This window comes from Halosolutus sp. DAT137 (genome assembly GCF_059736405.1).
Genome location: NZ_JCAQID010000008.1, coordinates 235,519 through 260,731, shown reverse-complemented (window position 1 = coordinate 260,731; position 25,213 = coordinate 235,519). Strand labels below are relative to the sequence as shown.

Here is a 25,213-nt window from a genome sequence, read left to right as displayed (position 1 = left end):
TTTATAAATTTAAGTGGAAGTAATAAGAATATATTGTACTATATCCGAGACACCGGACGATTCAACTTTCTGCACATCCTCGTAGCACATAATGGAGAAAACACCCCGTGGAACCGCGGTCGGCGTCGACGACCCGTACGAGTTCGCGGGCGTCTGCGATTACCTTACGGGCGAGGGAACGTGCCGGTACGCGTTCGATCACTACGAGCACGACCCCGAGTTCGCTCGGGAACGAGCACGAGCGGACTACGCGTGTCCGATCGTCGATCCCGAAACCGACGAGTCGTGGGCGGACTGCCCGCATTTCCGTTCCCGGAACCGCGATCGGGAGTGCGTCCGTTGTGGTCTCGAGGAAAAACCGATGGCTCACACTGACGAGCGGCCGCTTCTCGAAGAACACCACCTCTCGTACGCTCGCGATGGAGCGACACTCTCACACGAGATAACGATCTACCTCTGTCGCTGGTGTCACGCCAAGGTACACAACTCGTGGGCTCGGATCACCGACGACGCCGCTCCCGAGCCCGAGGCAATCGCCGCACTGGAGGGTCGTCGGAGTCGCGAACTCGAGGAGACGGGGTTCGAGTCGGCCGCACGGCGATACGGCGACGGCTCGAAATCGAACCGCGGTTCGAGGGGGAATCAAAAAACGGGACACGGGTCGGACGACGCTGACGAATCCGATCGGTAACGCGAGTTCGACATTGAATTTGTGATCTGGCGGCCACGTCGCTTTTGCCTGCTGACCGCCGAAATTCAGTATGCACGCACGGCCGAGACTGGGGCACGTCCACCTCAAGGTTCGAGATCTGGCACGGTCGCTCACGTTTTACACCGACCTCCTCGACTTGCATGTCAGCGAACGCCACAACTCGTTTGCATTTCTCTCCTGGGGCGATCGTCACCACGATCTCGCTCTCCAGGCGCTCGGTTCCGACGCCCCGCCGCCGGGATCGGGCGTCGGCCTCTATCACGTCGCCTTCGAGGTCGACGACGAGACCGCGCTTCGATCGATCTACCGCCAGCTTCGATCTGACGACGTCGCGGTGAGTCCCGTCGATCACGGGATCAGTAAGGCACTGTACTTCTCCGATCCCGACGGGAACGGGATCGAAGTGTACCTCGATACTCGATCGAGCCACGGCGAGGACTGGCTGGGCGTCTCGAGACCGTTCGATCCGGAACAGCTGGACACCGAGGTCGCCACGGATGCCGACGAGAGGGACGCGTAGGTCAGGCTCCGATCGAAACGCGTCGACGGTCGTGTCAGTCGAGTATGTCGCCGACGCGACGTGGTTCACCTTGCAAGTTCGGTTGTTCGGCCACCATTTTGAGTACCTCGTGGTCGGTGACGTCGTAGTACTGTTTCTCGATCGCTTCCTCGATCAGTTCCCGTTCGAGGCGAAACTCAGTTCCTTCGTAGACGACGTCGACACCATCGTCGTCGAAAGCGAGGGTCGTCATAGGCGGCTCATACGCGGTGGGGGGTCAAAAGCGAGACGACTGCGCCCGGCGCATGTGACTGGCCCACAGAGTGAGGCGTCCGAAATCGCGGTCACGACTGGTATCGTCAGACGGACGGCAGACGACGCGCGAGGTTTAATAATGGGCGTCTCGTTTGACTGTCAGTGTGGCCATCAGTAGGGACCCGCTCGACGAACTCGTCGTTCCGGACGGCACCGAAGCCAAGGAAGTCGCCCTCGAGACCGCCGGTGACGTCCTCGTCGGCGGGCGATCCACCGTCGAGTTCGGCGTGCGCGGTCGGAACGTCCTCGCCGGAGAGGGGGTTCAGTTCGGCGGCGACATCGAGGCCGAGGGGGACTGCCGTCTCGACATGTGGTGTGACGTCGCCGGCAACGTACTGGTCGGCAACGACGCCTACATCGGGGAACGCGTCCACATCAGCGGTGAAATGAAAGTCGCCGGCGATCTGGACATCGGCGACGACGTCGAAATCGACGAGGGGTTCGAGGCCAACGGCTGGATCGTCATCCGGAACCCGATGCCGACGATCGTTTTCTTGTTCGTCTACCTCAAACACCTCTTGCTGGTCGGCGACGAGGACGCCGCTCAGCGCCTGATATCTGAACTTACTGACGAGGAGGAAGAAACCGAGGTCGACCCGCTCGTGATCCCGCGGAACGCATCAGTCGGTGACGACGCCTGGCGCGTGTCGACGCCCGCGACGATCGGTGACGATTGCAGACTCCACGGCAACGTCCGCGCGGAATCGATCGACGTCGGTGCCGACTGCAACATTTTCGGGAGCCTGCGGGCCCGCGGCGAGATCACGGTCGGTGAGAGAACGCGCATCCACGGCGACGTAACGACGCGAGACGGCGACGTCGTCATCGCACCCGACGCCCGAATCCTCGGCGACGTCTCGTGTGAGAGCCTCGACCTCGGCCCCGGCGCGGAGGTCGACGGGACGATCCGCGCCGACGGCGAGATCACGATGGGGACGACCGAACGAGACGACGAGTGACCGCGTTTCTCGAATCGTCGACCGTCTCACTGTCGATCATCGATTGTTCGTCGGTCGCTGTGGGGTCGGTGGTCGATCGGGAACGGTCGTCGGCCAACCCGATATAAACGCCGGCGTTCCGCCGATCACAGACGGGTTCACGTTCTGCGAGGACGCCACCGTCTGGCGGTCCGTCCGACTGTCTATTTCTGCGAGTGATTGTCACCCACACCCTTATTAGTGTTACCTCCGATAGGAGCCAACAGGCATGGGAAAACGAACCACACCGGAGCAATGGAGGCAACCATGCGATCGATCGTATTGACGAAAGGCGTCCCGGATTTTTCCGAAGGTGCCGTCTCTTTCAACGAAGACGGTCACCTCGAACGAGGAAAGACGCCGACGGTACTGAACCCCAACGACGAGTTCGCTTACCAGGCTGCCCTGCAGACGAAAGTGCGCCACGGCGGCCACGTAACCGGACTTAGCATGGGACCGCCAGGCTACGGCGACGTGCTACAGGAGGGAATGGAGTCAGTGTACGCCGACGACAGCTACCTCCTCTCGGACCGGGAACTCGCCGCGTCGGATACCTGGGCGACGGCGATCACGCTGAGTGCCGGTCTCGAAAAGTATCAGGAGGAGGTCGACGATATCGACGTCGTCTTCGCCGGCTTCAAGACCGCCGACGGGGAGACCGGCCAGACCGGTCCCCAGACCTGCTGGGCGCTGGAGTGGCCGATCGTCACCCACGTTCTCGCACTCGATATCGACCCCGACGAGCGTATCCTTCGGGCGAAACGGCTCGTCGAAGGCGATATCGACGAGATCGAAACCGTGGAAGCGCCGCTTCCGTGTATGGTCGTCACCGACCCCGAGTTCGAGCCGACCTACCGCAAGGCCTCCCACCGGCTGACCCACAAACAGCTCCGGGCGGAGACCCGGGAACGGGCGGCCGACCACGACGACCAGCTGACGGTGTGGAACCACGAGGACCTGAACCTCGATCCCGACTACATCGGTCTCGACGGCTCGCCGACGATCGTCTCGTCGGTCGATCCGATCCCGAAAGCGCCCTCCGAGCGCGAGGCGACGATGATCGACCCCGGCGACGAGGGGGCGATGGAACCGGTACTGGAAGCGATGCAGCCCTACGCTGCCGGAGGTGACTAATCGTGACGACGATCGATCCGGACGAATACACCGTCGACGAACTGACCGAGGAACTCGAAACGATCGACGACGAGGAGACGCTCCAGTCGGTGCTCGAAGCCGAGCAAGCCGGCTCCGATCGGTCCACCGCGCGCGAGGCGATCCGCGAACGGCTCGACGCGATCGGTGGCGGTGACGACCAAACTGCGGGTGTCGAGGGAGAGACGGAGACCGAAGGCGAGTACGAAGCGACGAAAGAAGACGTTGGCGAGGATGCTGAAGGCGAAGAGAGAGAGGAGGCCGATACATCCGACGAGGAAGACGATACCGCAGCAGACGAAGCGACTGACGACGAGCCGGAAGCAGACGACGGGCTCTCACACCCCACCCGAGACAAACGCCACGTCCGCGCACTCGACGGCGGCGAGTACGCCGACATGTGGGTCTTCTGTGAGACTCAGCAGGGCGAACTACTCGACGTCTCGAAGGAGATGCTCGGCAAGGCACGCGAACTGATGGACCAGTTCGCGGAGGACTACGGTGACGACGAACGCGTCGTCGCGTTCTTGATGGGCGAGGACTGCGAGGGACTGGCCGAGGAGTGTATCGCCTACGGGGCCGACGTCGCCGTCTACCACGACGACGATCGACTCGAGCGGTTCCTGCACAAGCCCTACACCGAGATTTCGGCTCACATGGCCCGCGGCGAGGGGGCGACCGAGAGCACCGACTGGCGCGACTACGACGAGCCGCGGTACGCGCTGTTCCCGGCGACGAACAACGGTAGGGACCTCTCGGCAAAGGTCCAGGCCGAACTGGACTCCGGACTCGCCTCGGACTGTTCGGACCTCTACATCGAGGAAAACAAGATTTCGAACCCGGTAAAGACTGGCGAACCCGGCGTCAAGAAAGTCTTCGAGAAGGTCTTGCACATGAAGCGCCCGGACTTCTCCGGGTTCGAGTACTCGACGATTCTCTGCCTCGACAACCCCGGCCGGGACTTCCACCCGCAGGGGGCGTCGGTCATCCCCGGCAGCTTCGAGCCGATGGAGCCGGAGTACGAGCGAGAGGGCCTCGTCGTCGAACACGAGATGGAGCTTCCCGAGGAGTGGTTCCGCGTCGAAATCACGGACCACGATCAGCTCGAAGCAGGGGTCGATCTGACCGACCACGAGGTGGTCGTCTGTCTCGGACGTGGAATCGCGGACGACCCCACGCGCGGGATGGAACTCGGTCTCGAACTGGCCGACGCCTTCGAGGACGCCGAACTCGGCATCACGCGCGGAATCGTCACCTCCTCTTACGAGTTCGACGGCCACGTCGAAGCGTACTCGAAGGAGGAACGACAGATCGGCGAAACCGGGCAGGTAGTCGCCCCCGACCTCTACATCGCGGCCGGCGTCTCCGGTGCGGTCCAGCACAAAGTCGGCATGGACGAATCCGATACGATCGTCGCGATCAACACCGACACCGACGCCCGGATCAGGGACTTCAGCGATTACTTCATCGAGGGAGATCTTTTCGAGGTCCTCCCCGAGCTAACCGCCGCGGTGAACGCCGGTGAACTGCCTGCCGAACCGATCGCGGACGGAGGTGAGGACTGATGACCGACGAGTACGAACACTACGAGGCGATCGTCGTCGGCTGTGGACCCGGCGGGGCCGCGGCCGCAGCGCGACTGGCGGACCACGGCGTCGAAACGCTCGTCCTCGAGCGGGGTACCGAAGCGGGGTCGAAAAACGTCTCCGGCGGGCTAATCTACGCCGAGGAGTCGGCCCCCTACACGATCGACGATCTGTTCGACGGCTTTCGGGATGCCGCCGCCGAACGGCCCGTCACCGACTACTACATCCACAACGTCGCCGGAAACAAGGTCAAGTCGTTCGACCTGACCGACCTCCACGAGCACGACACCGACTGGTGTGACGCGGTGCTCCGGCGGCGGATGGACGGCTGGCTCGAAGATCGCGTCCACGAGAAGACGAGCGAAACGGGCGGCGGGGTGCTGACGAACGTTCGCGTGAACGGACTCCTCCGAGAGAACGGAGAGATCGCCGGCGTCACCTGCGACGAACTCGACCCCATCACGGCGGACTTGATCGTCGCCGCCGACGGGGTCAACTCCGAACTCGCGCGCGATGCGGGGCTGATGGACTGGGACGAACCCGAGGAGTGGTTCCAGGGCGTCAAAGCTACCGTCGAGATGGACCCCGACGTGATCGACGATCGGTTCTCGATCGATTCCGACGAGGGTGTTGCCCACCTGTTCTCGGGTGATCTCTTCGAGGACGTCCGCGGGGGCGGTTTCCTGTATACGAACGAGGACTCGCTGTCGATCGGCACGGTGTTCCACCTCGACAGTCTGGTCGAACAGCGGGCCGAACCGCACGAACTGCTCGACGCCCTGTTGACCCACCCGCTGCTCGCGACGTGGCTTGGCGACGAGTACGACGAGCGCGAGTACGCCGCGAAACTGGTTCCGGACTCGAAGAAGGTCGCCCACCCCGAACCCCACCAGGGACGACTCGTCCTCGTCGGCGACGCGGCCGGCCAGATGCAGGCACAGGGACCGATCATCAAAGGGATGAACCACGCCGTTACTGCGGGCGCACTCGCAGCGGACGCCTTCGCGACGACGCGAGGGAACGCCGACCCCGCCGCTGCCGGCCGGCGGTACGCGCAACTGCTCGAGGACTCGGGGACGATGAGCAAACTCCGGCCAAGACGGTACGAACTCGCCCGCACCGTTGGCGAGCGAGATGCGGTCACCAGCGTCGTCGAGACGGTTCTCGACTCCCCGATCGGCTCGGTCGCGATCGGCAACCCGATCGCAAAGCGAGCCCTGAAGCGGGCGTACAACTCCCCGTTCCTGGTGTCGATGCTGCCGGATACGAAAACCGGGTACGTCACGCTCCCGGCGCTCATCGGTGAGCACCACGGCAAGACGGTCTACTGGGACAGCGAGATCGAGCCGCCGAGTCTCGAAGAACGAATCGGAGACCTCACCTACGACACGGACGTGGGCAACCCGCACATCGAACTCGTCGACGAGTCGTTCGAGGCCAGCGGGGCCGCCGTCGCCGCGTGCCCGGTCAGCGCGACGGATTACGGCGGCGGCTGTTACCGATCGGAGCAGGTCAAACGAAACGGGAGCGTCGAGACGGTGGTCAGCCTCGACACCCAGCCCTGCGTGGAGTGTGGCACCTGTGCGATCGTCGCTGAGACCGAGTGGGAACACCCCCGCGGCGGCAAAGGCGTCGAGTACCGCGAGGGATAGCCGTGAGTCGGTACGGACCGCGAATCGCCGCGCTCGCCCGACGGGCCGAACGCGATCGGGCGGCCGTCGACCCCTACACCGCGACGGCCGACGAGGCGATCGACTATCTTCGGGAGGGCGCAGGGCAGGCCATCTGGCTGTACATCGAAGCCCGCACCGGCGGCCGAATGGTCCCGTTTAGCGAAGCGGAGTTCGACGCGCTCGAACGAGCGATGAACCGCTGGCTCGAGTGTTACACCCGCTGTCACGGGGTCGCCCTCGACGCGGAGTTTACCGTTCGCGAGGGGGCGGAAGTACTTCTCGAAACGCGAAACGTCGTCGACACGGCCCAGCTACTGACATGCGTTCCCGAACGTCCGCACGATCGGGTACCAGAGTAGAATTCCGTCGCTCGGGCGGAGATCGGACGACTCCGACGGGAACGAAAGTGACGCTACCCGAGACCGGAGACACTCTCGGGGACTCTCACTCAACTAGATCGTACTCCCTTTTGACTAACAAGCAGGTGACGGGTTGTTGATTATCGGGTTCGAGCTATCAATATCGTGTATGGAACGTGACGACCAGTTCTCCCGACGACGGGTGCTCCAGTTCACAGGTGCTGCGGCAGTAACGACGGCCTTCGCCGGCTGTACGGACGGCGGTGGAGGCCCCGGAGAAGAGAACGGTAACGGAAACGGCAACGAAACCGAGAACGGCGACGAAACCGAGAACGGCAACGAAACCGAGAACGGCAACGAAACCGAGAACGGCGAGGAAGGCATGGGTGACGGCGAGGCGATCAGTCCGGACGACGAGATCGAACTCGGTGGCGAAGTGCAAGCCTGGATGGGGCAGGCTCCGGACCAGATCGCAGATGAAGAGAATCCGACGCTCTCGCTCCAGGAGGGTGAGGCCTACAGCATCACGTGGGAGAACCTCGATGGGCAAGAGCACAATCTCGTAATCTGGGACGAGAACGACGAAATCGTCGACGACTACGAGACCGAACTGATGAGCGAAGAGGGCGAAACCCAGACTCTCGAAATCGACGAGATCACCTCCGAAATGGTCGCGTACGTGTGTGAGCCACACTCCGGGACGATGATCGGTGATATCGAGGTCGTGAGCGGCGGAAACGGCGGCGAGAACGGCGAAGACGCCGGTAACGAAACCGAGAACGGCGAGGAAGAGATGGGCAACGGCGCTGAGAACGGCGAAGAAGACACCGGTAACGGCGACGAAGAGAACGGAAACTGAAGCGACGACGAAGACGACTCGCCATCGCCGGCGATCGGTTCGACGCATTCCTTTTTGCAGGACGGCGAAATCCCGTAGCGTCGCCACTGGTGGGGTCGCGAACCGGTCCGACTCGCCGGCCGACCGCCACAGCATGCTGTACTTTGCGATCGGAGACGATCCGATCGAGACCCACAACAGGTTCGAGACTCTCAGTAAATGAGTTCGTCGTCGTTTTCGACCATGTACAGCGTTCTGGCGGCGATGTTGACGGAGTGATCGCCAACGCGTTCGAGGTCGCGAATCGTCAACAGGAGCCGAGAGACGTCCTGGAGGAGTCGCTCGACTTCCTCCGAGGCTTCGAGTTCCCGTTCGATGAGGTCGCGAACGACGATTCCGCTGGCCCGTTCGGCAAAGTGGTCCAGATCATCGTCGCGATCGGCAATTTCGTAACAGGCCTCGGTGTCTTCAGTGTCGTAGGCGATCATCGCGTCTTCGAGCATTTCGAGTGTCAATTCGCCCATCTCCTGGACGTCGACGTCGGGAAAGAGGTTACGCTCCGACTCGAGCGTATACTCGCCGAGGTTGGTTGCGAGGTCGCCCACTCGTTCGAGGTCGGTGATGATCTTGAACGAAGCGGCGATAAACCGGAGGTCGCTCGCGACGGGTTGCTGGAGCGCGAACAGTTCGATACACTCCTGTTCGAGATCGAGATACATCCGGTTGATCTCGCCGTCGCCTTCGATCACTTCGTGGGCGAGTTCTTCGTCCTTCTGCTCGAGGGCGTCAAGCCCCATACGAAGTCGTTCCATGACGACCTCGCTCATGTACAGGATGTCCTCGCGGATCGTCGCGAGTTTCTCCTGGTACGATTTTCTGGCCATACCTCTGCCCTATTGACGCGCCTTCATGTAGTTTGCGCTCAGCGGCGTTTTTTTGAGATTCGAACGCCGATCTTGTGGAACGCTGATTGGAACGACGAGAGCCACGAGCAACGCGATCACCGTGTCACTCGGTGCAGTTGGTGCGATATTTCGGTGGCCCAGCCGAAACTCACGTCGAGAGCGCCCCGCGGGAATCCGATCAACTTCGCGGATCGTACTTATTTCGGATGAGTATCGCGACTGCGTTCATCAGAAGCAAGATCGTGAGCAAGACGACGATTCCGGCCGCGGCGACGTGCTGGAACTCCGCTTCGGGCAGCGTCGCCCACTCGAAGATCATCATCGGCATCGCACTGAACGGACTGGTGAGACCGTCCGGCGGGACGAACAGCGACGTCGCCGCGCCGACCATCAGGATCGGTGCCGTCTCCCCGATCGCCCGCGAGAGCGAGAGGATCGTCCCCGTCATGATGCCGGGGAGCGCGCGGGGTAACACGACGTCGCGGATGACCTGCCACTGGGTCGCGCCGACGCCGTACGCCGCCCGCCGCTGGGAGTCGGGCACGGCCCGCAGCGCCTCCTGCGTGGAGACGATGACGATCGGCAGGATCAACAGCGTCAGCGTGAGCGCGCCGGCGATGAGACTCGCGCCGAGCTGGATTCCCCGGACGAAAATCGCCAGGCCGAGCAGGCCGTAGACGATCGAGGGGACGCCCGCGAGGTTCGCGATGTTCGCCTCGATGAAGGATTTTAGCCGCGATTCGGCAGCGTACTCCTCCAAGTAGACCGCCGCGCCGACGCCGAGGAAGACGGTGAAGACGGCCGTTAGCGCGATGAGGAAGATCGATCCCACGATCGCAGGATACATTCCGGCGCCGCGTCCGCCCGGCAGGAAGTTCTCGATTATCTGCGATGGCGGGTAGGTCAGGAACTCCCAGGTAACCCAGCCCCACGACTCATAGAGCACGTCGCCGATCAGCGCAACGAGCGCGACGATGCCGACGAGCGTCGACGCGAAGCAGATCGCGACGAAGACGCGACCGATCGTTCGTTTGCGCTCGATGTTTTCGGTCCCGTCCGAAAACGGCTGTGTCGTGCTCATTGGTACTCCTCCCGGTAGCGCGATTTGACCCACAGACTGATCATATTCATCAGCAGCGTCATCGCAAACAGCGTCAGTCCGACGGCGAACAGGCTCTTGTAGCCGATCGATCCGACCGAGATATCACTGATCCCGATCTGGACCATGTACGCCGTCATCGTCTGCATCGGTTCGAGGGGGTTGGTCGTGATCTGGGGCTGCATCCCGGCGGCGAGCGTGACGGCCATCGTCTCCCCGATCGCCCGCGAGAGCGCCAGAATGTACGAGGCGATCACGCCGGAGAGTGATGCGGGGACGACGACGTTGGTCGATACCTCGAACTTCGTCGCACCGAGACCGTAGGCGGCGTTACGAAGATCGTCGGGCACCGCCGACATCGCGTCCTCGCTCAGGCTCGAGACCATCGGAATGATCATGATACCGACGACGATCGCGCCGGCAGCGGCGTTGAACGTTCCCGTCTCCGGGAAAAACCGCTGGATAATCGGTGTAATAAGTGACAGCGCGAAAAAACCGTAGACGATCGTCGGAATCCCCGCGAGCACTTCGAGCGTCGGCTTGACGATCTTCCGAACCTGGGGGTTCGCGTACTCGGAGAGGTAGATCGCCGTCGCCGTCCCGACCGGAATCGCGATCAGCGCGGAGCCGAGCGTGATGATCAGCGTTCCCCAGATCAGCGGCAAGACGCCGTAACTCCGCGGTCTGATCACCGGCGACCAGTTGGTTCCGGTGACGTACTCGACGATCGAAACATCCTGAAAGAACTCGATCGAGCCCTGTAGCAAGACGACGATGATTCCGAGCGTCGTCAGAACGGTGACGAACGCACACGAGAAAAAGACGTACCGAATGAGGTCGTTTTTCCGGTCGTCGATACCGCTTCCGGTCGATGTGATCGTCGATGCGCCGTCGACGCCGCTCATGCGAGCACCTCGTCGATCCGCTCGTCGAGCGTCTCCCTGCTTCGGTCGACCTGTTCGTCGGGAATCGCGTAGTAGCCGACTCGGCGGGCCGCCCACTCCGTCCAGGTCAGGTCCTCTCCGGGCTGGACGATGTCCGCCTCGGTCGCAGCGCCCTCTATCGGCTCGAAATAGAATCGCGCGAACGCCCGTACTTCTTCGCGCTCGAAGGCGTCCGTTCGGAAGTACGTGTACAGCGGCCGGGTCAGGGGCTGATACTCGCCGCTTTCGATCGATTCTCGAGTCGGTTCGACCGGCCCGTCACCGCTGTCGACGCCGAGCAGTTTGAGGTCGTCTTCGTTCTCGTAGTAATATCCCGCACCGCCGAACCCGAGTGCGTACTGACTGCCGCGAACGCCGCGTACGATCACGTTCGTATCCGCACTCGCCGAGTAGTCCGAGCGAATGCGTCCGATTTCGCCGGTAATCTCTTCGGTGAAGTAGTCGAACGTCCCCGAAGCGGGATCGCGGCCGTAGAGTTCGATCTCCTCGTCGGGCCACTCGCTTCGAACGTCACTCCAGGTCTCGACGTCGGAATCCGGTCGCCAGATTCGATCCAGTTCGTCGACAGTGAGTGACTCACACCAGGTATTTTCGGGGTTCGCAAAGACAGCGAGTCCGTCCAGCGCGACTTCGAGTTCGACGTAATCGATCCCGTTTTCGGCACACATGCGCTCTTCATCCTCGAGAATCGGGCGACTCGCGTTCTGCGTGTGCGTCCGATCGCCACAGAACTGCTGAAACCCCGCGCCCGTTCCAGACCCGCTAACGGGGATCTCGACCCGGTTGTTGCGCCACTGAAACTCCTCGGAAACGACGGCACTGTGCGGAAGGACGGTGTTGCTCCCGTCGACTCGAATTTCCCCTTCGAGGCCGCTGTCTTCGCCACGGGCGATACACCCTGCGAGGCTCCCCAGGGCCGCGCCAGTAACCCCCTGTAAAAGACGTCGGCGTGAAACCCCTCCGGACCGGTCACTACTCGACTCGGTTCCCATTGAGTCGACTGTAAGAATATGTCGTCTAAATACCCTACTATGATGGCTATATAATACTATGTTTGGCAACTATGAACACGACTCTACCAATCAATGATGACCCGTAAACAAAGAGAGACAGGGCAGAAACTGATTGAATCGGGGTTCTCCGGTACTCTATAGCTACTGGCAGATTTATAGTCGTTCGCTCGTACTCTCGCATATGGAGACGCGAAAGGTCCAGGTAACCGGGGGGTCTACGTATACCGTCTCGCTGCCGAAACCGTGGGCGACCGAGAACGGTATCGAAGCGGGAACGACGGTCGAGTTCTACCCCGACAGGGATTCGTTATTACTGACACCCCAATCGGAGACCGAGCGACAGGAAGGGACCCTCGATGTCTCGATGATCGAGGGCGATCGACTCACTCGCGCCGTCATGACGATGTACGTCAGCGGCTTCGACATCATCAATCTCGAGGCCACGCGCATTACGACCGACCAGCGCCGGGCGATTCGGGACGCCACCCAGAGCCTCGTCGGCGTCGAAGTAATTTCGGAGACGACCGACAGCGTCGTGATTCAGGACTTGCTCGACTCCTCCGAGCTGTCGATCGTCAACGCCGTCTCCCGTATGCGGCTGATCGCTCGCTCGATGCTCGAGGATTCGGTGATCGCGCTCATCGAGAACGACGACGACATCGCCCACGACGTCATCGAGCGCGATGACGACGTCGACCGTCTCTGGCAGGTCGTCTCCCGAATCTTCCGGGCGACGCTCCGATCGCCGCGTGCGGCCGAAGAACTCGGCGTCCCGCGGGAGGACTGCTTCGACTACCACTCGAGTGCCCGCCAACTCGAACGGGTCGCAGATCACGCCGCCAAGATCAGCAACCTCGCGCTCAAACTCGACGACGTTCCAGCGGACGTCACCGAGGCGCTGTTGGCCCTTCGCGAGGACGCACTCGACATCCTCGAGAAGTCGATGGATGCACTCGTCGCAGACGATACCGAGGAGGCGACGCAACTCGGCCACGACGCCAGGGAAGCGGTTCTCGACATCGACCAGCACACCCGCCGTATCGACGACATGCTCCGCGATCTGGAACCGGTCCAGGCGCAGTCGCTCGGACTGATCGTCGATTCGCTTTCTCGAAGCGCCGACTACGGGGGTAACGTCGCCGAAACCGCACTGCAGAAAGCAGCGCCGCGTCCCTGAACCCCAGTGCTGACCGAACGAAACTGAGCGGAGCGACAATCCCGGCGCCGAACGAGCGACGATGCCGCCGCTGTTCGATCGCGTTCGAGAGAAACGGGGACGGAAGGATTACTCGAGCAGGACGGCGTTGACCTGTCCCGTCTGGCCGGGTCGGGACGTGACGCGGGCGGTCCCTTCGGAGGTTTCGATCACGGCACCCTTCGTGACGATGTTTCGGCGGACGTAGTTCGGGTTGGCCTCGTTCTCGACGACGTCTTCGATCGTCGCGCTGACGGTCTCGCCGTCTTTGTTGACGCTCGCGACGTTCGTCGCCAGTGCGCGGGTCTTGGTCGTGTTCCCGCGAGCGTCGACGGTTCGGAAACGTGGCTCGCCAACCTGTGTCTCGGCCGGGAGGCGTCCAAGTTCGCTCTTGCGGCGATTTCGGACGTTCTTCAGTCGACCACCAGTTCGCTTGCGCGTAGATCGTCCCTGGTCTTGCATACCCGATAGCAGTCCCGGCGGCTATTTGAATGCAACGAGTCGGCTCGCCTGCCCCGTCGCTATCTGCTCGAACGCGATCGACGACTGATTGCAGCCGCAAAATCAGCTCACTGTCGTCAGGTCTAATACGGATCGTTGTACCGTGTTACCGGTGATCGTCCGACGGGGGCCGCGATCGTCGGTAAAGAATTACAACAGAGCGTATCAGTCGTCTTCTTCGACGACTTCGGGGTCGCTCATCGCGCTCTGGAGACTGTCGAGTCCGTTGATCCACTCGGTCACCAGCCCGTACTCCAGTTCTTCGGCAACGGTCATGTCGAGGTCCTCGCCGTCGATAATCAGCGTCCCCGCCTGCGCAGCGTAGCCGAGAGCAGCGTCGAGGTCCTCCTCGGCTTCGGCGTCCGCAGCGGCAGCGAGGTAGTCGCCGACGCTTCCTTCGTCTGCGGGCCCGCTCGCGATGTACTCCTCGGCGGCGAAAAAGACGCAGACGAGACTCGTCTGGACGCCGTCGACGAGAATCAGTTTCTCCTCGTCTTCGATGTCGACTTCGCTCAGAACGATCTCGCGAACGTCGTTGATCTCCGCGATCGCGTCCTCGCCGTCGAGGTCGTCGTCATCGTACGCGGCAACGATCTTGGCGATCGCGATCGCCGTGTCGTCCTGTAGATTCAACAGGAGGCGGGCCGACGATTCGTCTTCCGGATCGATCTCTTCGTCTTTGATGCGATCGATCCAGTTCTGCCAGCGTTCCTCCGAGTAGAACTCGGTCGGCGGATTGCTCATACAGACACCTACACCGGCCGCTTGAAATGCCTTTCTCTACATGGACTCGGGAACATGATCGTCAATTATACTGGTAGTTCCGGGGATCGAGATGGGCGTTAGCGTGCGGTTACGCCGCGGATTAGCCGTCGGCTTCGAGCGTTTCGACCGTGTCGATCCCGTAGACGAGCGCCGGCGTCTCGACGTGTGCGTTCCGGACCGCCTCGTCGTGGTCGTTCTCGAGAAGCCAGGCGACGCGTCGCGGAACCGTCTTCGGGCCGAGGACGGCACCCGGCCGATCGGGGTCGTCGATGTAATCGGTCTCCATCAGGAACGGCTCGCCGCGATCGGCGGCGCGTTCGAGGTACTCCTTCTGGCTCGTCACGCTCGGAATCGGGCCTGCGAGTCGGCCGCTCGCGTAGTGTTTGACGACCCTGCGTGCCGACAGTCCGACGTCCTCGGCCCAGTCGGTGACCTCGGTCATGTCTTCGCTCGCCTCGGCGTGTAACTGGACGGCACATTCGAGGTCTGCGGCGCGCTCGAAGGCGTGGCGCATGACGGCGTTGGACGCGTCCCAGACGGCTTCCTCCACCTCGTAGTGGGGGCGGCCGGATTTCAGCGCCAGCGCGTCGCCCGACTCGACGTACTCGGCGGCGACGTCGATCCCGCCTTGCATGATCTCGCTCGCTTCGTCGGGCGCGTAGCCGCGATCGTCGACGAGTCGGGTGATCAGTCCCGGATGCACCCCGAGGACGGGCCAGGCCCGTCCGTCGAGTTCCGTGCTGGCCTCGTCGACGATTTCGATCGTGCGCTCGAACACCGGCCGGAAGTCCTCGCCCCGCTCGGCCTCGACGCCCAGATGCCACGAGGGTTTGTTCACGACGAGCAGGTGTGTCCCGCCCATACGCGCGAAATCCCGGACGGCGTCGATGCCACGATTGTTGTCCGGATCCAGGTGGATGTGGTTGTCGAGCACAGGCCGATCGTCGTCGATCATAGTCGTCGATGAGGCGTCGAAACTGGAAAAGTCTCCGAAAGGGTCTCGCGACGAATGCCGTCGAACGGCGGTCCCGGATCCGAGCGGTGGGAGCCAACCGACCGATCGTGGGCCCGGCTCGCCGCGTTATCGATCGGGATCGGTTCGTTCGATGGCGACTGCGGTCGCGTAGGTCACGACGAATAGCGTTGCCCCGAGCGAGAGCAGCAGTCCGTACACGACGACGATCGAAAGCAAGTCCCACCCCCACGGCCTGTCGACGACGAACCAGAGGACGAAGAAGCCGAGAATGACGATCGGAACCAGGTTGCCCGAAATATCGCGAAGCGATCCTTTCGAGAGTCCGCGCACGTTCATCGTCTGCCATCCGACCACGTTCGGAAAGATAAAAAGAGGGGACGGGAACGAATCGACGGCGATAACCCCGCAACGATCGACGTGATGACTCCTCCGAGTCTCACGATCGCAGTGGCGACGCGTCCGAGGACGTGTTGGTAGCACCGTCGTCGGTCTCGGTCCCGTCGTCGGTCTCGGTTCCGTTGCCAGTCTCGGCCGTCGCGGGCGATCGATGGACGGAGTTTGCGACGACGAGCAAACTGCTAACCGCCATCAGCACCGCCGCGAGTAGGGGATTGATGACGCCGGCTACGGCGAGCGGAATCGCGATCGCGTTGTAGCCGATCGCCCACGCGAGGTTTCGGCGGATCCGTCTTCGAGTTTCCGCCGCGATCTCGACGATCGCCGGGATCGACTCGAGGGAATCGTCCATCACGACGGCGTCCGCGGCGGTGAGCGCCATGTCGGTCCCGTTCGACAGCGCGATGCCGAGATCCGCGCTCGCGAGCGCCGTCGCATCGTTCGTTCCGTCACCGACCATCGTGGTCGGTCCCGACTCGCCCAGTCGGTCGACGATCGCGTGTTTCGACTCGGCGCGAACGCCGGTGAGAACCTGATCGACGGCGGGATGATCGCCAAACCGGGACGCCGTCCCCTCGTCGTCGCCCGTCAGGACGACGAGTCGTCGATCGTCGGCCGCGAGCTCGTCGAAGACCGCCTCCCACCCAGAACGGGGGGTGTCCCGGACCGCGATCACGCCGCGTGCGGTGCCGTCCCAGCCGACGACGATCGGCCGCGACTCGGTTCCGCGGGTGCCATCGACCGCGTCGGCAACTTCAGCCGGGACCTTCCAGTCGTCGAATGCGGTCGGATGACCGACGGTAACGCGTTTGCCGTCGACGATCGCGGCGACGCGGCGGCTATCGCGTTCGAATTCCGAACCGGTTTCAGTAGCGATCGAGCCGTCCGCGGCGTCGACGATCGCCTCACCGATCGGATGGCTCGATCGTTCCTCGACCGCCGCCGCGCGTGCGAGGACATCGGCCGACGTCTCTTTCGGGGCCGGAACGGTTCGGTCGACCGTCAACTCACCCGTCGTGAGCGTTCCCGTCTTGTCGAAGACGATCACCGCCGAATCCGAGAGCCGTTCGAACACGTCGGCGTTCGTGACGACGACGCGCTCGGCCGCGGCCGCGTTCGTACCGTAGGCGAGCGCGAGCGGCGTTGCGATGCCGATCGAACACGGGCAGGAGATCACCAGCACGGAGATGCCGATCAGCATCGCCGTGCCGACGGATGCGCCGAGTAGCGTCCACACCACCACCGTCAGAACGGCGACGCCGATGACGAGCGGGATGAAGACTGCGGCGAATCGATCCACGAACCGTCGACTGCTGCCGGTACTTCGCGCGTCCCACAGCAGGTCGACGAGCCGATCGCGCGTCGGGTGGTCGTCGTCGAGAGTCACGACGATCGCGTCGTCGACGACGACGGAGCCCCCGAGAACCCGGTCGCCGGCCGATTTCGATCGCGGAAGAGACTCCCCGGTCACCAGCGATTCGTCGACTGGCGCGGTGCCGTCGAGGACGGTTCCGCCGATCGGGACTCGTTCGCCGGCGCGGACGAGAACGCGATCGCCCGCCGAACACTCGGTAACGGATACCGTCTCCGTCGATCCGTCGGGCGTGAGCCTTCGAACCGTTTCCACCCGGGAATCAGTGAGCGCTTCACGACTGCCGAGCGCATCGCGCTTGAGGCGCGATTCGACGTGAGTGCCGACGGTGACGACGACGAGGATCATGACCGCGACGTCGAAGTAGATGTCGCGTCGGCCGAGGCCGAGGGCTGCGACCGAATAGCCGTACGCTGCGAGCACGCCGAGTGCGATCAGGACGTCCGTGTTCGGCTGTCGCATGCGAACGCCGACGTAGGCACCCCTGAGAATCGGATAGCCGAGTCCGACGACGGTGATCGTGCTCCAGATCCCGAGCGGGACGTACACGAGCACCGTCAACGTCGGCGTGTACAGGAACGCCCGGGGATAGACGCCGAGATAGGCCGGATAAATGAACGCGAGGTACGGTGCCATAACCGGCATCATCACGAGCAGTGCGATCGCCGCCCGATACCTGTCGAATCCCGCGACGGTGCTCGCAAACGCAGCGCTCGCGGACGTTGCGCCCGCCTCGCTCGCTTCCGGGTCGTCGCTCGTCTCGTCCGGGAGCGACGCGCGGTAGCCGATCCCGGTGAGTTCCGCGGCGAGATCCGCGGCGCTCACCGTCGTCGGATCGTGTCGAACTCGCATCGTCTCCGTCGCGTAGCTCGATCGAGCGTCGACGACCCCCGGTATTCCGACCGCGACGTGTTCGAGAAACGATTCGCACGTGGTACAACGCATTCCGTCAATCGAGAGGTACGTCGTTTTACCGACGTTCGCGTCGGTGGCGTTTTCGTCGCCTCTCGCCGCCGTGGAAGGATCCTCGGTATCGTTCGCCGTTGTGAACGGGCTCTCGATACCCTCCGCCGGTATCGAGGGGCTCTCGACGCCGCCTGCCGTGGGACTCGAACCTGGATCGATCGACGTCCAATCGCTCGCGTCCCGTTTCACGCTCTCGCGAGGGGGTCCCACCTCGTCGTCGGGCCGCCCGCGATCGCGTTCGGGCAGGCAGCGGTAAACCTCGAGACAGCCGCGACAGCAGAACTCGCCGTCGACGCCGTCGTCCGTTATCGATCGACCGCCCGTCGGAAGGTCACAGAGCGTACAGGGCATCGAAATCGAGCGTTACTCCGGGTCCGGCGGGTCGATTTCTCCGCTCGCTCCCTCGTGTTCGTCGAGCCACTCGTCGTAGGTTTCGCGATCGACGACGGTCACCGTCGCGTCCATGTGGGAGTGGCGTGCGCCGCAAAACTCGGTACACTGGGCGCGGTATTCGCCGGTCTCGTGGACGTTCGTTCGAATCACGGTCTCTTCGTGCGGGAAGACGTCCTGTTTGACGCCGAGTTCCGGCACGGCGAACGCGTGGATCACGTCCCGGGAGGTCATCACGAGAGAGACGTCCTCGTTCGCCGGAATGACGAGTTCGTCTCGCGTCGTCACGTCGGCTTCTGCGTATTCGAACTGCCACTCCCACTGGTAGGCGACGACTTCGATTTCGGTGTCGTCCGCCGGAACCTCGGCGGGCGTCGGACCGGCACCGCTGAAATCCTCCGACAACACACCCGGCGAGACGAGCGGGTTCGCGAGCACCGCGTACGCCGAGACGCCGACGAACAGCAGAATAACCGCCGTAGCCGCGGTCCACGTTATTTCGAGGGCAGGGTCCTCGGCAGTCGGCTGGGGATCGTCGTTGTCCCGAAAGCGGACGACCGAATACGCGAGGATGACGAACACGAACAGCGTCAGCGGGATCGCGACGTAGAGCAACTGGACGTACAGCGAGTCGATGAGCTCCCTGTTCGTCGACTGTGCGGCGGCCGATCCGGTCGCACACAGGAATCCTGCACTCACAGCGCAGGCGATACAGACGTCCCGGACGTTCATCCGGATGTTCGACCACGAGAGGCGGTATATAACCCCGGCACCGCGCGAACACCGCCGCCCCTCCGACGCGGACTCTCGTGAGCATCCCGCGCTCGACTCCGGATCGGCCCTCATCGCAACCGGTACACGGTCTCTCCCCGGCCGCGTCACCGGGGTTTCATACCCCCGTCCGTGGTAGGGAGTCGGGATCGATGACGACTCGGATACCGCACCGTCCGCTCCGAGAGTCTGTGGGTGAGGCCGAAGCTCGAATACGATCGCTCGCGACCGCCGAGAGGCACCGATGAGCGTCGACCCGGACCTCCTTCGGATCGGGATTTTTGCGGCCGTCCTGCTCGGCTGCGGACTCGTTGCGCGACGCGCACGGCGACACGGCGACGGTCGGATCGCTCGAGCCGACGGCGGGGCCGAAGGAGAAACGGCCGGGCGGCCGTCGTCGCTCGGTCTCGAGACGATCGCCTCGGGGATCAAACGCTGGACGACGACGACGAATCACCGGGAAATCGGGATCCTCTACATCGCGTTCGGCACGGCGGCGGCCCTCTGGGGCGGGATCGACGGCATGATGATGCGGACTGAGCTGTTCGTTTCGACGGCGTCGGTGTGGAACGAGCCGACGTACAATGAGTTGTTTACCGCCCACGGCATCACGATGCTGTTTTTCTTCGTGACGCCGGTCTTTTTCGGCATCGGGAACTATTTTCTGCCGCTCTTACTCGGCGCGGATGACATGGCGTTCCCGCGAGTCAACGCGATCGCGTTCTGGCTCCTCCCGCCGTCGCTCGTGCTCGCCCGCGGCGGACTCATCGGGGAGACGATCGGACGGACGCTGGGATTTCTGGTCGGCCAGAACTCAGTCGTGGAGTTCTTCGCAGCGCTCTCCGAACCGGCTCTCGGGTGGACGCTGTACGTCCCGTTGTCGGTTCAAACGACGAATCCGCAGATCGACCTCCTGTTGCTCGGCCTCCACTTGAGTGGCATCGCAACCACGATGGCGGCGATCAACTTCGTCGTCACGATCGTCTACGAGCGCGCGCCGGACGTGACCTGGGCGAACCTCGACATCTTCTCCTGGGCGATGCTCACCACGAGCGGTCTCGTCATCTTCGCGTTCCCGATTCTCGGCAGCGCGATTGTCATGCTCTTGCTCGATCGTAACGTCGGGACGACCTTCTACGCGGTCGATGGCGGCGGGCCGCTGCTGTGGCAACACCTGTTCTGGTTCTTCGGCCATCCGGAAGTGTACATCATCTTCCTTCCCGCCGCGGGGCTGATGAGTTTCATACTGCCGAAGTTCTGCGGCCGCGCGCTGTTCGGCTACCGGTTCGTCGTCTACTCGACGCTCGCCATCGGCGTCCTCAGCTTCGGCGTCTGGGCCCACCACATGTTCGTCACCGGTATCGATCCGCGCATCCGAGCGGGGTTCATGGCGACGACGGTCACCGTCGCGATCCCCAGCGCGATCAAGGTGTTCAACTGGATGACGACGATCTGGGACGGTGACATTCGTCTGACCGCCCCGATGATCCTCTGTGTCGCTTCCATCGCGACGTTCGTCATCGCCGGCGTCACCGGAATCTTTCTCGCGGCGATCCCCATCAACATCCGTTATCACGGGACTTACTACGTCGTCGGCCACTTCCACCTGATCGTGATGGGGATCATCCCCTTCATGATGCTCGCCGCGAGCTACTACTGGTATCCGATCATCACCGGTCGGCTGTTCGACCGCCGGCTCGCTCGCTTCCAGGCGACGCTGTTCGTCGTCGGCTCGACGATCACGTTCACCACGCTCGTCGGGCTGGGCCTGCTCGAACTCCCGCGTCGGTACGCCTCGTACCCGGCTGCCTACGAGCCGATTCAGCAGGTCGCGACGATCGGCGCGTACCTCGTCGGCATCAGCGTCTTGCTGTGGCTGTACAACATGCTCTGGTCGTACTGGGCCGGCCCGCCGGTCGAGGACGCCGACGTCTGGAACTTAAAAGAGACCGAACAGTTCACCCGCGAGTGGCAATGGTTCGAAGACCGCCTCGAAACGAAGTACGGAATCGAACCGACCGAACCGGCAGAGACGCGATCGCCGGCGACGGACGATCCGGCTGAGGGCAGCCCGGTCGTCTCGCAACAGCTCGTTCCGGTCGTCCGCGGCGTCGGTGAGAACGCGTTTCTTGGCGCAGCGGCCGGACTCGTCGCCACGCTGTTGATGAGCGTCGTTCTCGCCGTCGGCGTCGCGATCGGCGTCTTCGATCTCGGGGCCTTCGCTGACCTCGCCCAGCTCCTGGGTATCACCGAAGGGGCAGCCGTCGGCTACGTGATCTTTCTCGTCGGCGGGATAACGGTGTGGCCCTTGCTGTTCGTGACGATCGCACAGTACCTTCCGGGCCGGACGCAGGTCGGTAAGGGGCTCTCATTTACGACGATCATCACGACCGGGTTCCTGATCGCCTTCTACACCGACCAGACCGGGCTGGCGCTCGTCGGGTACGTCGGCTTCTCGACCATCGCTCACTGGGTGTACGGCGTCTCGCTCGGTGCGCTACTCGAATACGCGATGGAGTGACCGACACTATGCACAGGACCGACCGCGACGGGGCGAACGCCGGGGCGCAGACTGATTCCGGAGGGACCACTCCGGGTAGCGAGTCTCGCATCATGACCTACGTCGTTCCGTTCGCCGCTGCGCTGTTGGTCGCGTTCGGGATCGCCGGGACCGTCCTCGGCGGTTGGGGGATGATCCAACCCGCGATCGGGGGCTGTGGGGACCCCGTCATCACCGTCTCGAGTCCGGCCGAGACCGACGAGCGCGTCGGCGGGAATGGCGCTGCTATCGAAACGCTCGCGTACGAAGACCTCACGACTGCCGAACAGCGCGCGATCGGAGAGGCGATCGACGATCCGCAACGCGAGGGCGTCGTTCACGGTGCCTTCGACAACCGGGAGGCGTTCGAGCGCGGCGTCCTCGTGACGGTCGACGGCACCGATCGATACGCGACGCTCGCGTCGGACGATCGGTGTCTCTCCGTCGATCCGCTCGCGCTTCCCCTCGGAGTCGCGTCGCTGGTCGCCGGGCTCGTCGCCTTCGCGATCGTCGCCGTTTTGAACTACCCCTGGCGGTTCGGCCTGTGACTGGGACGGATACCCTTCCCGAATCAGACGGTCGCGCCGACGTAGAGAACGGCCACGAGGAATAGCCAGACGACGTCGACGAAATGCCAGTACAGGCCTACCGTCTCGATCGAGGTGTCCCGGTCCGGCCCGTACTGACCGCGGCGCGCTCGAGCGAACACGAGCGAGAGGAGCACGACGCCGAGTGCGACGTGAAGCCCGTGGAGTCCGGTCAGCCCGAAAAACGCGCTGGCGAAGACGCCGTCGCTGATCGTGAACCCCTCGGTGACGACGAACTCGTAGTACTCGAGCGCCTGGCCGGCGAGAAAGACGACGCCCAGGAGGACCGTCGCGCCGAGAAGGGCCCTGAACCGTCGTTCGCGACCTCGCTCGAGCGACGCGTGTGCGGTGTGGAACGTGAGGCTGCTCGTCACGAGAATCGCCGTATTGAGCAGGACGAGCGAACTCAATAGGGGCGGCAACTCGCCCGGTGGCCACGGTCCCACGCGGACGAATGCGTAGTAGATGAATCCCGCGGCGAACGTTCCGAGGTCGGTCGCTAGGAACAACATCATCGTCGTTACGTAGAGGCCGTGATCCGTTCGGTCGTCGTCTGCTCGGTGCCGACGAACGAACACCCACAGAAACCACCCCAGAAGGCCGGCGATGGTGACGCTCACTCCGAAACCGGCGACGACGACGCCCAGAACCGCGGGAACCGTCCCCGCCGAATACGCGAGCGCCGCGAGCGCCAGCCCGACGTACATCCCCGCCGCACCGACTGCGCCGACGATCGGCCAGACGCTCCGGTGTTCGTGCGGGTGGTCGTGCGGCTCGTCCGCAACATCGCCGCCCCCGGGGTCGGGCAGCCGTGTTCGTGTCATGAGTCGTCGTGGGCGACCGTCGCGCGCAACCGGCGGAACCGGCCGTTCGCTCCGGCACCGCTCGTTCGGGCGCTGCTCCCACTCCCGCGATCAAAAAATCACCACCTGATTCGGCAGCCGGGTCGACCGACCGCAACTCGGTACACGATTTCCAATCAGTCGGTACTATCGCTGTCGATCGTCACCGCCTCGTCCGCGGCGTTCCGGAGCGCGTCCGATCGACCGTACGCCCCCGGTGCGATCGCGACGGTTTCGACACCGACGGTGCCGGCGTATTCGAGGACGGGTTTGAAATCGGTATCTCGGGAGGCGATCGCGAGGCGATCGATCGTCCCGTCGCTCGCGAGCGCGGTCGCGTCGACGGCGAGTTTGACGTCGACGTCGCCGCTGGTGACGATCACCTCGAAGCCCCTGGCCTCGGCGGCCTGAATCAGGCCGGGTGTGGCGTGTTCGTCGAGATAGAGACGGATGACACCGACGCGACCGAGGTCCTCGGCAGCCGTCCGGAGGTCGTCGAGGTCGACGTCGAACTCGTCCCGAAGGACGTTCGGTCCGTCGACGAACAGCCCGAGGGCCGGCTTCCTGTCTCCGTCGGGTGCGAGGCGGGCGCGAACACGATCGAACATAGCCACCCTTTCTCTGCACCGGAAATAGGTGTGACGAACCGGGTTTCGGAGGCCGGCTCGGTTGGCGATCGCTTGGCGGACGAACCGGCCGACGAAAAGACATTACTATATCCGGGGTGTTCTGGCGACTATGCCGCTTCAGACGCCGCCGTTACGTGGGACTCACGACGACCGTGGGGCGAAGTTTACCGAGTTCGGCGGCTGGGATATGCCGGTCGAGTTCGATTCGATCCAGACCGAACACAGGGCCGTCCGCACGGACGCCGGGAAGTTCGACGTCTCTCACATGGGCCAGATTCACGTCACCGGCCCGGACGCGACCGCGCTCATGCAACGGCTCACGTCGAACGACGTCAGTCGACTCGGCGTCGGCGACGCACAGTACGCGGCAATCACGGACGAAGCCGGGGTGATCATCGACGACACGGTCATCTACCGTCTCCCCGACGAGGACGGTGCGGAAACGTACCTCTTCGTCCCGAACGCGGGAACCGACGAGGCGACCCACGAGCGGTGGATCAGCTACCGGAACGAGTGGACTCTCGAAGCGACCGTCGACAACCGGACCGACGAGTACTCGATGATCGCCGTTCAGGGCCCCGAGGCCCCCGCGATCGTCGAGGACGTGACCGAGGAGTCCGTTAGCGACCTGGGCCGATTTCACGCGCGATACGCGACGATCGACGGGGTCGAGTGCTGGACCGCCCGCACCGGCTACACCGGGGAAGACGGCTACGAACTGATCGTTCCCTGGAGCGAGGCCGAGACGATCTGGGCGACACTCGACTGTCAGCCCTGCGGACTCGGTGCGCGCGACACGCTGCGAATCGAAGCGGGGCTGTTGCTCGCCGGCCAGGACTTCGATCGCGAATCGAACCCCCGAACGCCGTACGAAGCCGGCATCGGCTTCGCAGTCGATCTGGAAACGGAGTTCATCGGCCGCGATGCGCTGGAAACGATCGCCGCCGAGGGCGTCGCGGAGCAACTCGTCGGGTTCACCCTGATCGATCGGGGCGTCCCGCGCCACGGCTACGACATCACCAACACGGAGAGCCGGGTGGTCGGCACCGTCACCAGCGGGACGATGAGTCCGAGTCTGGAAACCCCGATCGGGCTGGGGTACGTCCCGGTCGAGTACGCCGACCCCGGCACGACGTTACAAGTCGTCGTCCGCGGCCAGTCGAAAAAGGCACGAGTCGAACCAACCCCGTTCATCGACACGGTATAACAATC

The 25,213-nt window shown here is 63.4% G+C and carries 25 protein-coding genes; 12 read left to right on the top strand and 13 right to left on the bottom strand.

Annotated features, from left to right (window positions below):
* The first annotated feature begins 91 nt into the window (after positions 1-91).
* Together AC6I6L_RS14410 and AC6I6L_RS14405 are read left to right on the top strand one after the other, a co-directional pair.
* Positions 92-691: a DUF7097 family protein gene (locus AC6I6L_RS14410; protein ID WP_497918462.1), complete on the top strand. Its 600-nt coding sequence runs from the start codon at positions 92-94 to the stop codon at positions 689-691.
* A 70-nt stretch (positions 692-761) separates the two neighbouring features.
* On the top strand, positions 762-1,232 hold the full coding sequence (locus AC6I6L_RS14405; RefSeq protein WP_497918461.1) for a VOC family protein: 471 nt from the start codon (positions 762-764) through the stop codon (positions 1,230-1,232).
* 34 nt (positions 1,233-1,266) lie between these two features.
* Here the strand turns inward: AC6I6L_RS14405 and AC6I6L_RS14400 are convergent, their stop codons facing one another.
* A complete protein-coding gene (locus AC6I6L_RS14400) occupies positions 1,267-1,464 on the bottom strand; it encodes a DUF5800 family protein (RefSeq protein WP_497918460.1) in 198 nt (65 codons plus the stop codon).
* A gap of 166 nt (positions 1,465-1,630) precedes the next feature.
* Between AC6I6L_RS14400 and AC6I6L_RS14395 the strand changes: the two genes are divergently transcribed.
* From AC6I6L_RS14395 to AC6I6L_RS14370, 6 genes are all read left to right on the top strand, one after another.
* Entirely contained in the window at positions 1,631-2,485 is an 855-nt protein-coding gene (locus tag AC6I6L_RS14395; protein ID WP_497918459.1) for a polymer-forming cytoskeletal protein, read from the top strand.
* A gap of 285 nt (positions 2,486-2,770) precedes the next feature.
* On the top strand, positions 2,771-3,637 hold the full coding sequence (locus AC6I6L_RS14390) for an electron transfer flavoprotein subunit beta/FixA family protein (protein ID WP_497918612.1): 867 nt from the start codon (positions 2,771-2,773) through the stop codon (positions 3,635-3,637).
* Between the two features lie 2 nt (positions 3,638-3,639).
* Positions 3,640-5,220, top strand: coding sequence for an electron transfer flavoprotein subunit alpha/FixB family protein (locus AC6I6L_RS14385; protein WP_497918458.1), 1,581 nt, complete (start codon positions 3,640-3,642; stop codon positions 5,218-5,220).
* Entirely contained in the window at positions 5,220-6,893 is a 1,674-nt protein-coding gene (locus tag AC6I6L_RS14380; protein ID WP_497918457.1) for an FAD-dependent monooxygenase, read from the top strand. Before AC6I6L_RS14385 ends, AC6I6L_RS14380 begins: the two co-directional genes overlap by 1 nt.
* Before the next feature lie 2 nt (positions 6,894-6,895).
* On the top strand, positions 6,896-7,273 hold the full coding sequence (locus AC6I6L_RS14375; RefSeq protein WP_497918456.1) for a DUF8055 family protein: 378 nt from the start codon (positions 6,896-6,898) through the stop codon (positions 7,271-7,273).
* Positions 7,274-7,442: 169 nt separating this feature from the next.
* A complete protein-coding gene (locus tag AC6I6L_RS14370; RefSeq protein ID WP_497918455.1) occupies positions 7,443-8,132 on the top strand; it encodes a plastocyanin/azurin family copper-binding protein in 690 nt (229 codons plus the stop codon).
* A gap of 191 nt (positions 8,133-8,323) precedes the next feature.
* Here the strand turns inward: AC6I6L_RS14370 and phoU are convergent, their stop codons facing one another.
* The 4 genes from phoU to AC6I6L_RS14350 all read right to left on the bottom strand — a co-directional run bounded on the left by phoU (position 8,324) and on the right by AC6I6L_RS14350 (position 12,051).
* The gene (gene phoU, locus AC6I6L_RS14365) at positions 8,324-8,995 is read right to left on the bottom strand and encodes a phosphate signaling complex protein PhoU (RefSeq protein WP_497918454.1); all 672 of its coding nucleotides are present in this window, start codon (positions 8,993-8,995) and stop codon (positions 8,324-8,326) included.
* A gap of 199 nt (positions 8,996-9,194) precedes the next feature.
* On the bottom strand, positions 9,195-10,097 hold the full coding sequence (gene pstA / locus AC6I6L_RS14360; RefSeq protein WP_497918453.1) for a phosphate ABC transporter permease PstA: 903 nt from the start codon (positions 10,095-10,097) through the stop codon (positions 9,195-9,197).
* Positions 10,094-11,020 (bottom strand): phosphate ABC transporter permease subunit PstC, encoded by a 927-nt coding sequence (gene pstC, locus AC6I6L_RS14355; RefSeq protein ID WP_497918452.1) that lies wholly within the window; start codon positions 11,018-11,020, stop codon positions 10,094-10,096. Before pstC ends, pstA begins: the two co-directional genes overlap by 4 nt.
* Positions 11,017-12,051 (bottom strand): PstS family phosphate ABC transporter substrate-binding protein, encoded by a 1,035-nt coding sequence (locus AC6I6L_RS14350; RefSeq protein WP_497918451.1) that lies wholly within the window; start codon positions 12,049-12,051, stop codon positions 11,017-11,019. The genes pstC and AC6I6L_RS14350 overlap by 4 nt, the downstream gene beginning before the upstream one ends.
* Positions 12,052-12,253: 202 nt before the next feature.
* Here AC6I6L_RS14350 and AC6I6L_RS14345 point away from each other — a divergent pair, with 202 nt between their 5' ends.
* A complete protein-coding gene (locus AC6I6L_RS14345) occupies positions 12,254-13,249 on the top strand; it encodes a PhoU domain-containing protein (protein ID WP_497918450.1) in 996 nt (331 codons plus the stop codon).
* A gap of 108 nt (positions 13,250-13,357) precedes the next feature.
* On the opposite strand, the gene AC6I6L_RS14340 is transcribed toward AC6I6L_RS14345, so the two are convergent.
* From AC6I6L_RS14340 to coxB, 6 genes are all read right to left on the bottom strand, one after another.
* The gene (locus tag AC6I6L_RS14340; protein ID WP_497918449.1) at positions 13,358-13,729 is read right to left on the bottom strand and encodes a 30S ribosomal protein S8e; all 372 of its coding nucleotides are present in this window, start codon (positions 13,727-13,729) and stop codon (positions 13,358-13,360) included.
* A 204-nt stretch (positions 13,730-13,933) separates the two neighbouring features.
* Positions 13,934-14,512 carry a DUF2150 family protein gene (locus AC6I6L_RS14335; protein ID WP_497918448.1) on the bottom strand — a complete coding sequence of 193 codons (579 nt, stop codon included), beginning with the start codon at positions 14,510-14,512 and terminating at the stop codon, positions 13,934-13,936.
* A 121-nt stretch (positions 14,513-14,633) separates the two neighbouring features.
* Positions 14,634-15,488 carry a TatD family hydrolase gene (locus AC6I6L_RS14330; protein WP_497918447.1) on the bottom strand — a complete coding sequence of 285 codons (855 nt, stop codon included), beginning with the start codon at positions 15,486-15,488 and terminating at the stop codon, positions 14,634-14,636.
* Between the two features lie 126 nt (positions 15,489-15,614).
* Positions 15,615-15,845 (bottom strand): DUF6684 family protein, encoded by a 231-nt coding sequence (locus AC6I6L_RS14325; protein ID WP_497918446.1) that lies wholly within the window; start codon positions 15,843-15,845, stop codon positions 15,615-15,617.
* Positions 15,846-15,945: 100 nt separating this feature from the next.
* Positions 15,946-18,594: a heavy metal translocating P-type ATPase gene (locus AC6I6L_RS14320; RefSeq protein ID WP_497918445.1), complete on the bottom strand. Its 2,649-nt coding sequence runs from the start codon at positions 18,592-18,594 to the stop codon at positions 15,946-15,948.
* A 12-nt stretch (positions 18,595-18,606) separates the two neighbouring features.
* Positions 18,607-19,365, bottom strand: coding sequence for a cytochrome c oxidase subunit II (gene coxB, locus AC6I6L_RS14315; RefSeq protein WP_497918444.1), 759 nt, complete (start codon positions 19,363-19,365; stop codon positions 18,607-18,609).
* Between the two features lie 283 nt (positions 19,366-19,648).
* Here coxB and AC6I6L_RS14310 point away from each other — a divergent pair, with 283 nt between their 5' ends.
* Together AC6I6L_RS14310 and AC6I6L_RS14305 are read left to right on the top strand one after the other, a co-directional pair.
* The gene (locus tag AC6I6L_RS14310) at positions 19,649-21,925 is read left to right on the top strand and encodes a DUF6789 family protein (RefSeq protein WP_497918443.1); all 2,277 of its coding nucleotides are present in this window, start codon (positions 19,649-19,651) and stop codon (positions 21,923-21,925) included.
* Between the two features lie 8 nt (positions 21,926-21,933).
* On the top strand, positions 21,934-22,491 hold the full coding sequence (locus tag AC6I6L_RS14305; RefSeq protein WP_497918442.1) for a DUF7979 domain-containing protein: 558 nt from the start codon (positions 21,934-21,936) through the stop codon (positions 22,489-22,491).
* Positions 22,492-22,514: 23 nt separating this feature from the next.
* Here the strand turns inward: AC6I6L_RS14305 and AC6I6L_RS14300 are convergent, their stop codons facing one another.
* Complete coding sequence (locus AC6I6L_RS14300; protein WP_497918441.1) at positions 22,515-23,354, bottom strand: cytochrome c oxidase subunit 3; 840 nt, start codon at positions 23,352-23,354, stop codon at positions 22,515-22,517.
* A 155-nt stretch (positions 23,355-23,509) separates the two neighbouring features.
* Entirely contained in the window at positions 23,510-23,980 is a 471-nt protein-coding gene (locus AC6I6L_RS14295) for an NYN domain-containing protein (protein ID WP_497918440.1), read from the bottom strand.
* 130 nt (positions 23,981-24,110) lie between these two features.
* Here AC6I6L_RS14295 and gcvT point away from each other — a divergent pair, with 130 nt between their 5' ends.
* Complete coding sequence (gcvT, locus tag AC6I6L_RS14290) at positions 24,111-25,208, top strand: glycine cleavage system aminomethyltransferase GcvT (RefSeq protein ID WP_497918439.1); 1,098 nt, start codon at positions 24,111-24,113, stop codon at positions 25,206-25,208.
* The last annotated feature ends 5 nt before the right edge of the window (positions 25,209-25,213 follow it).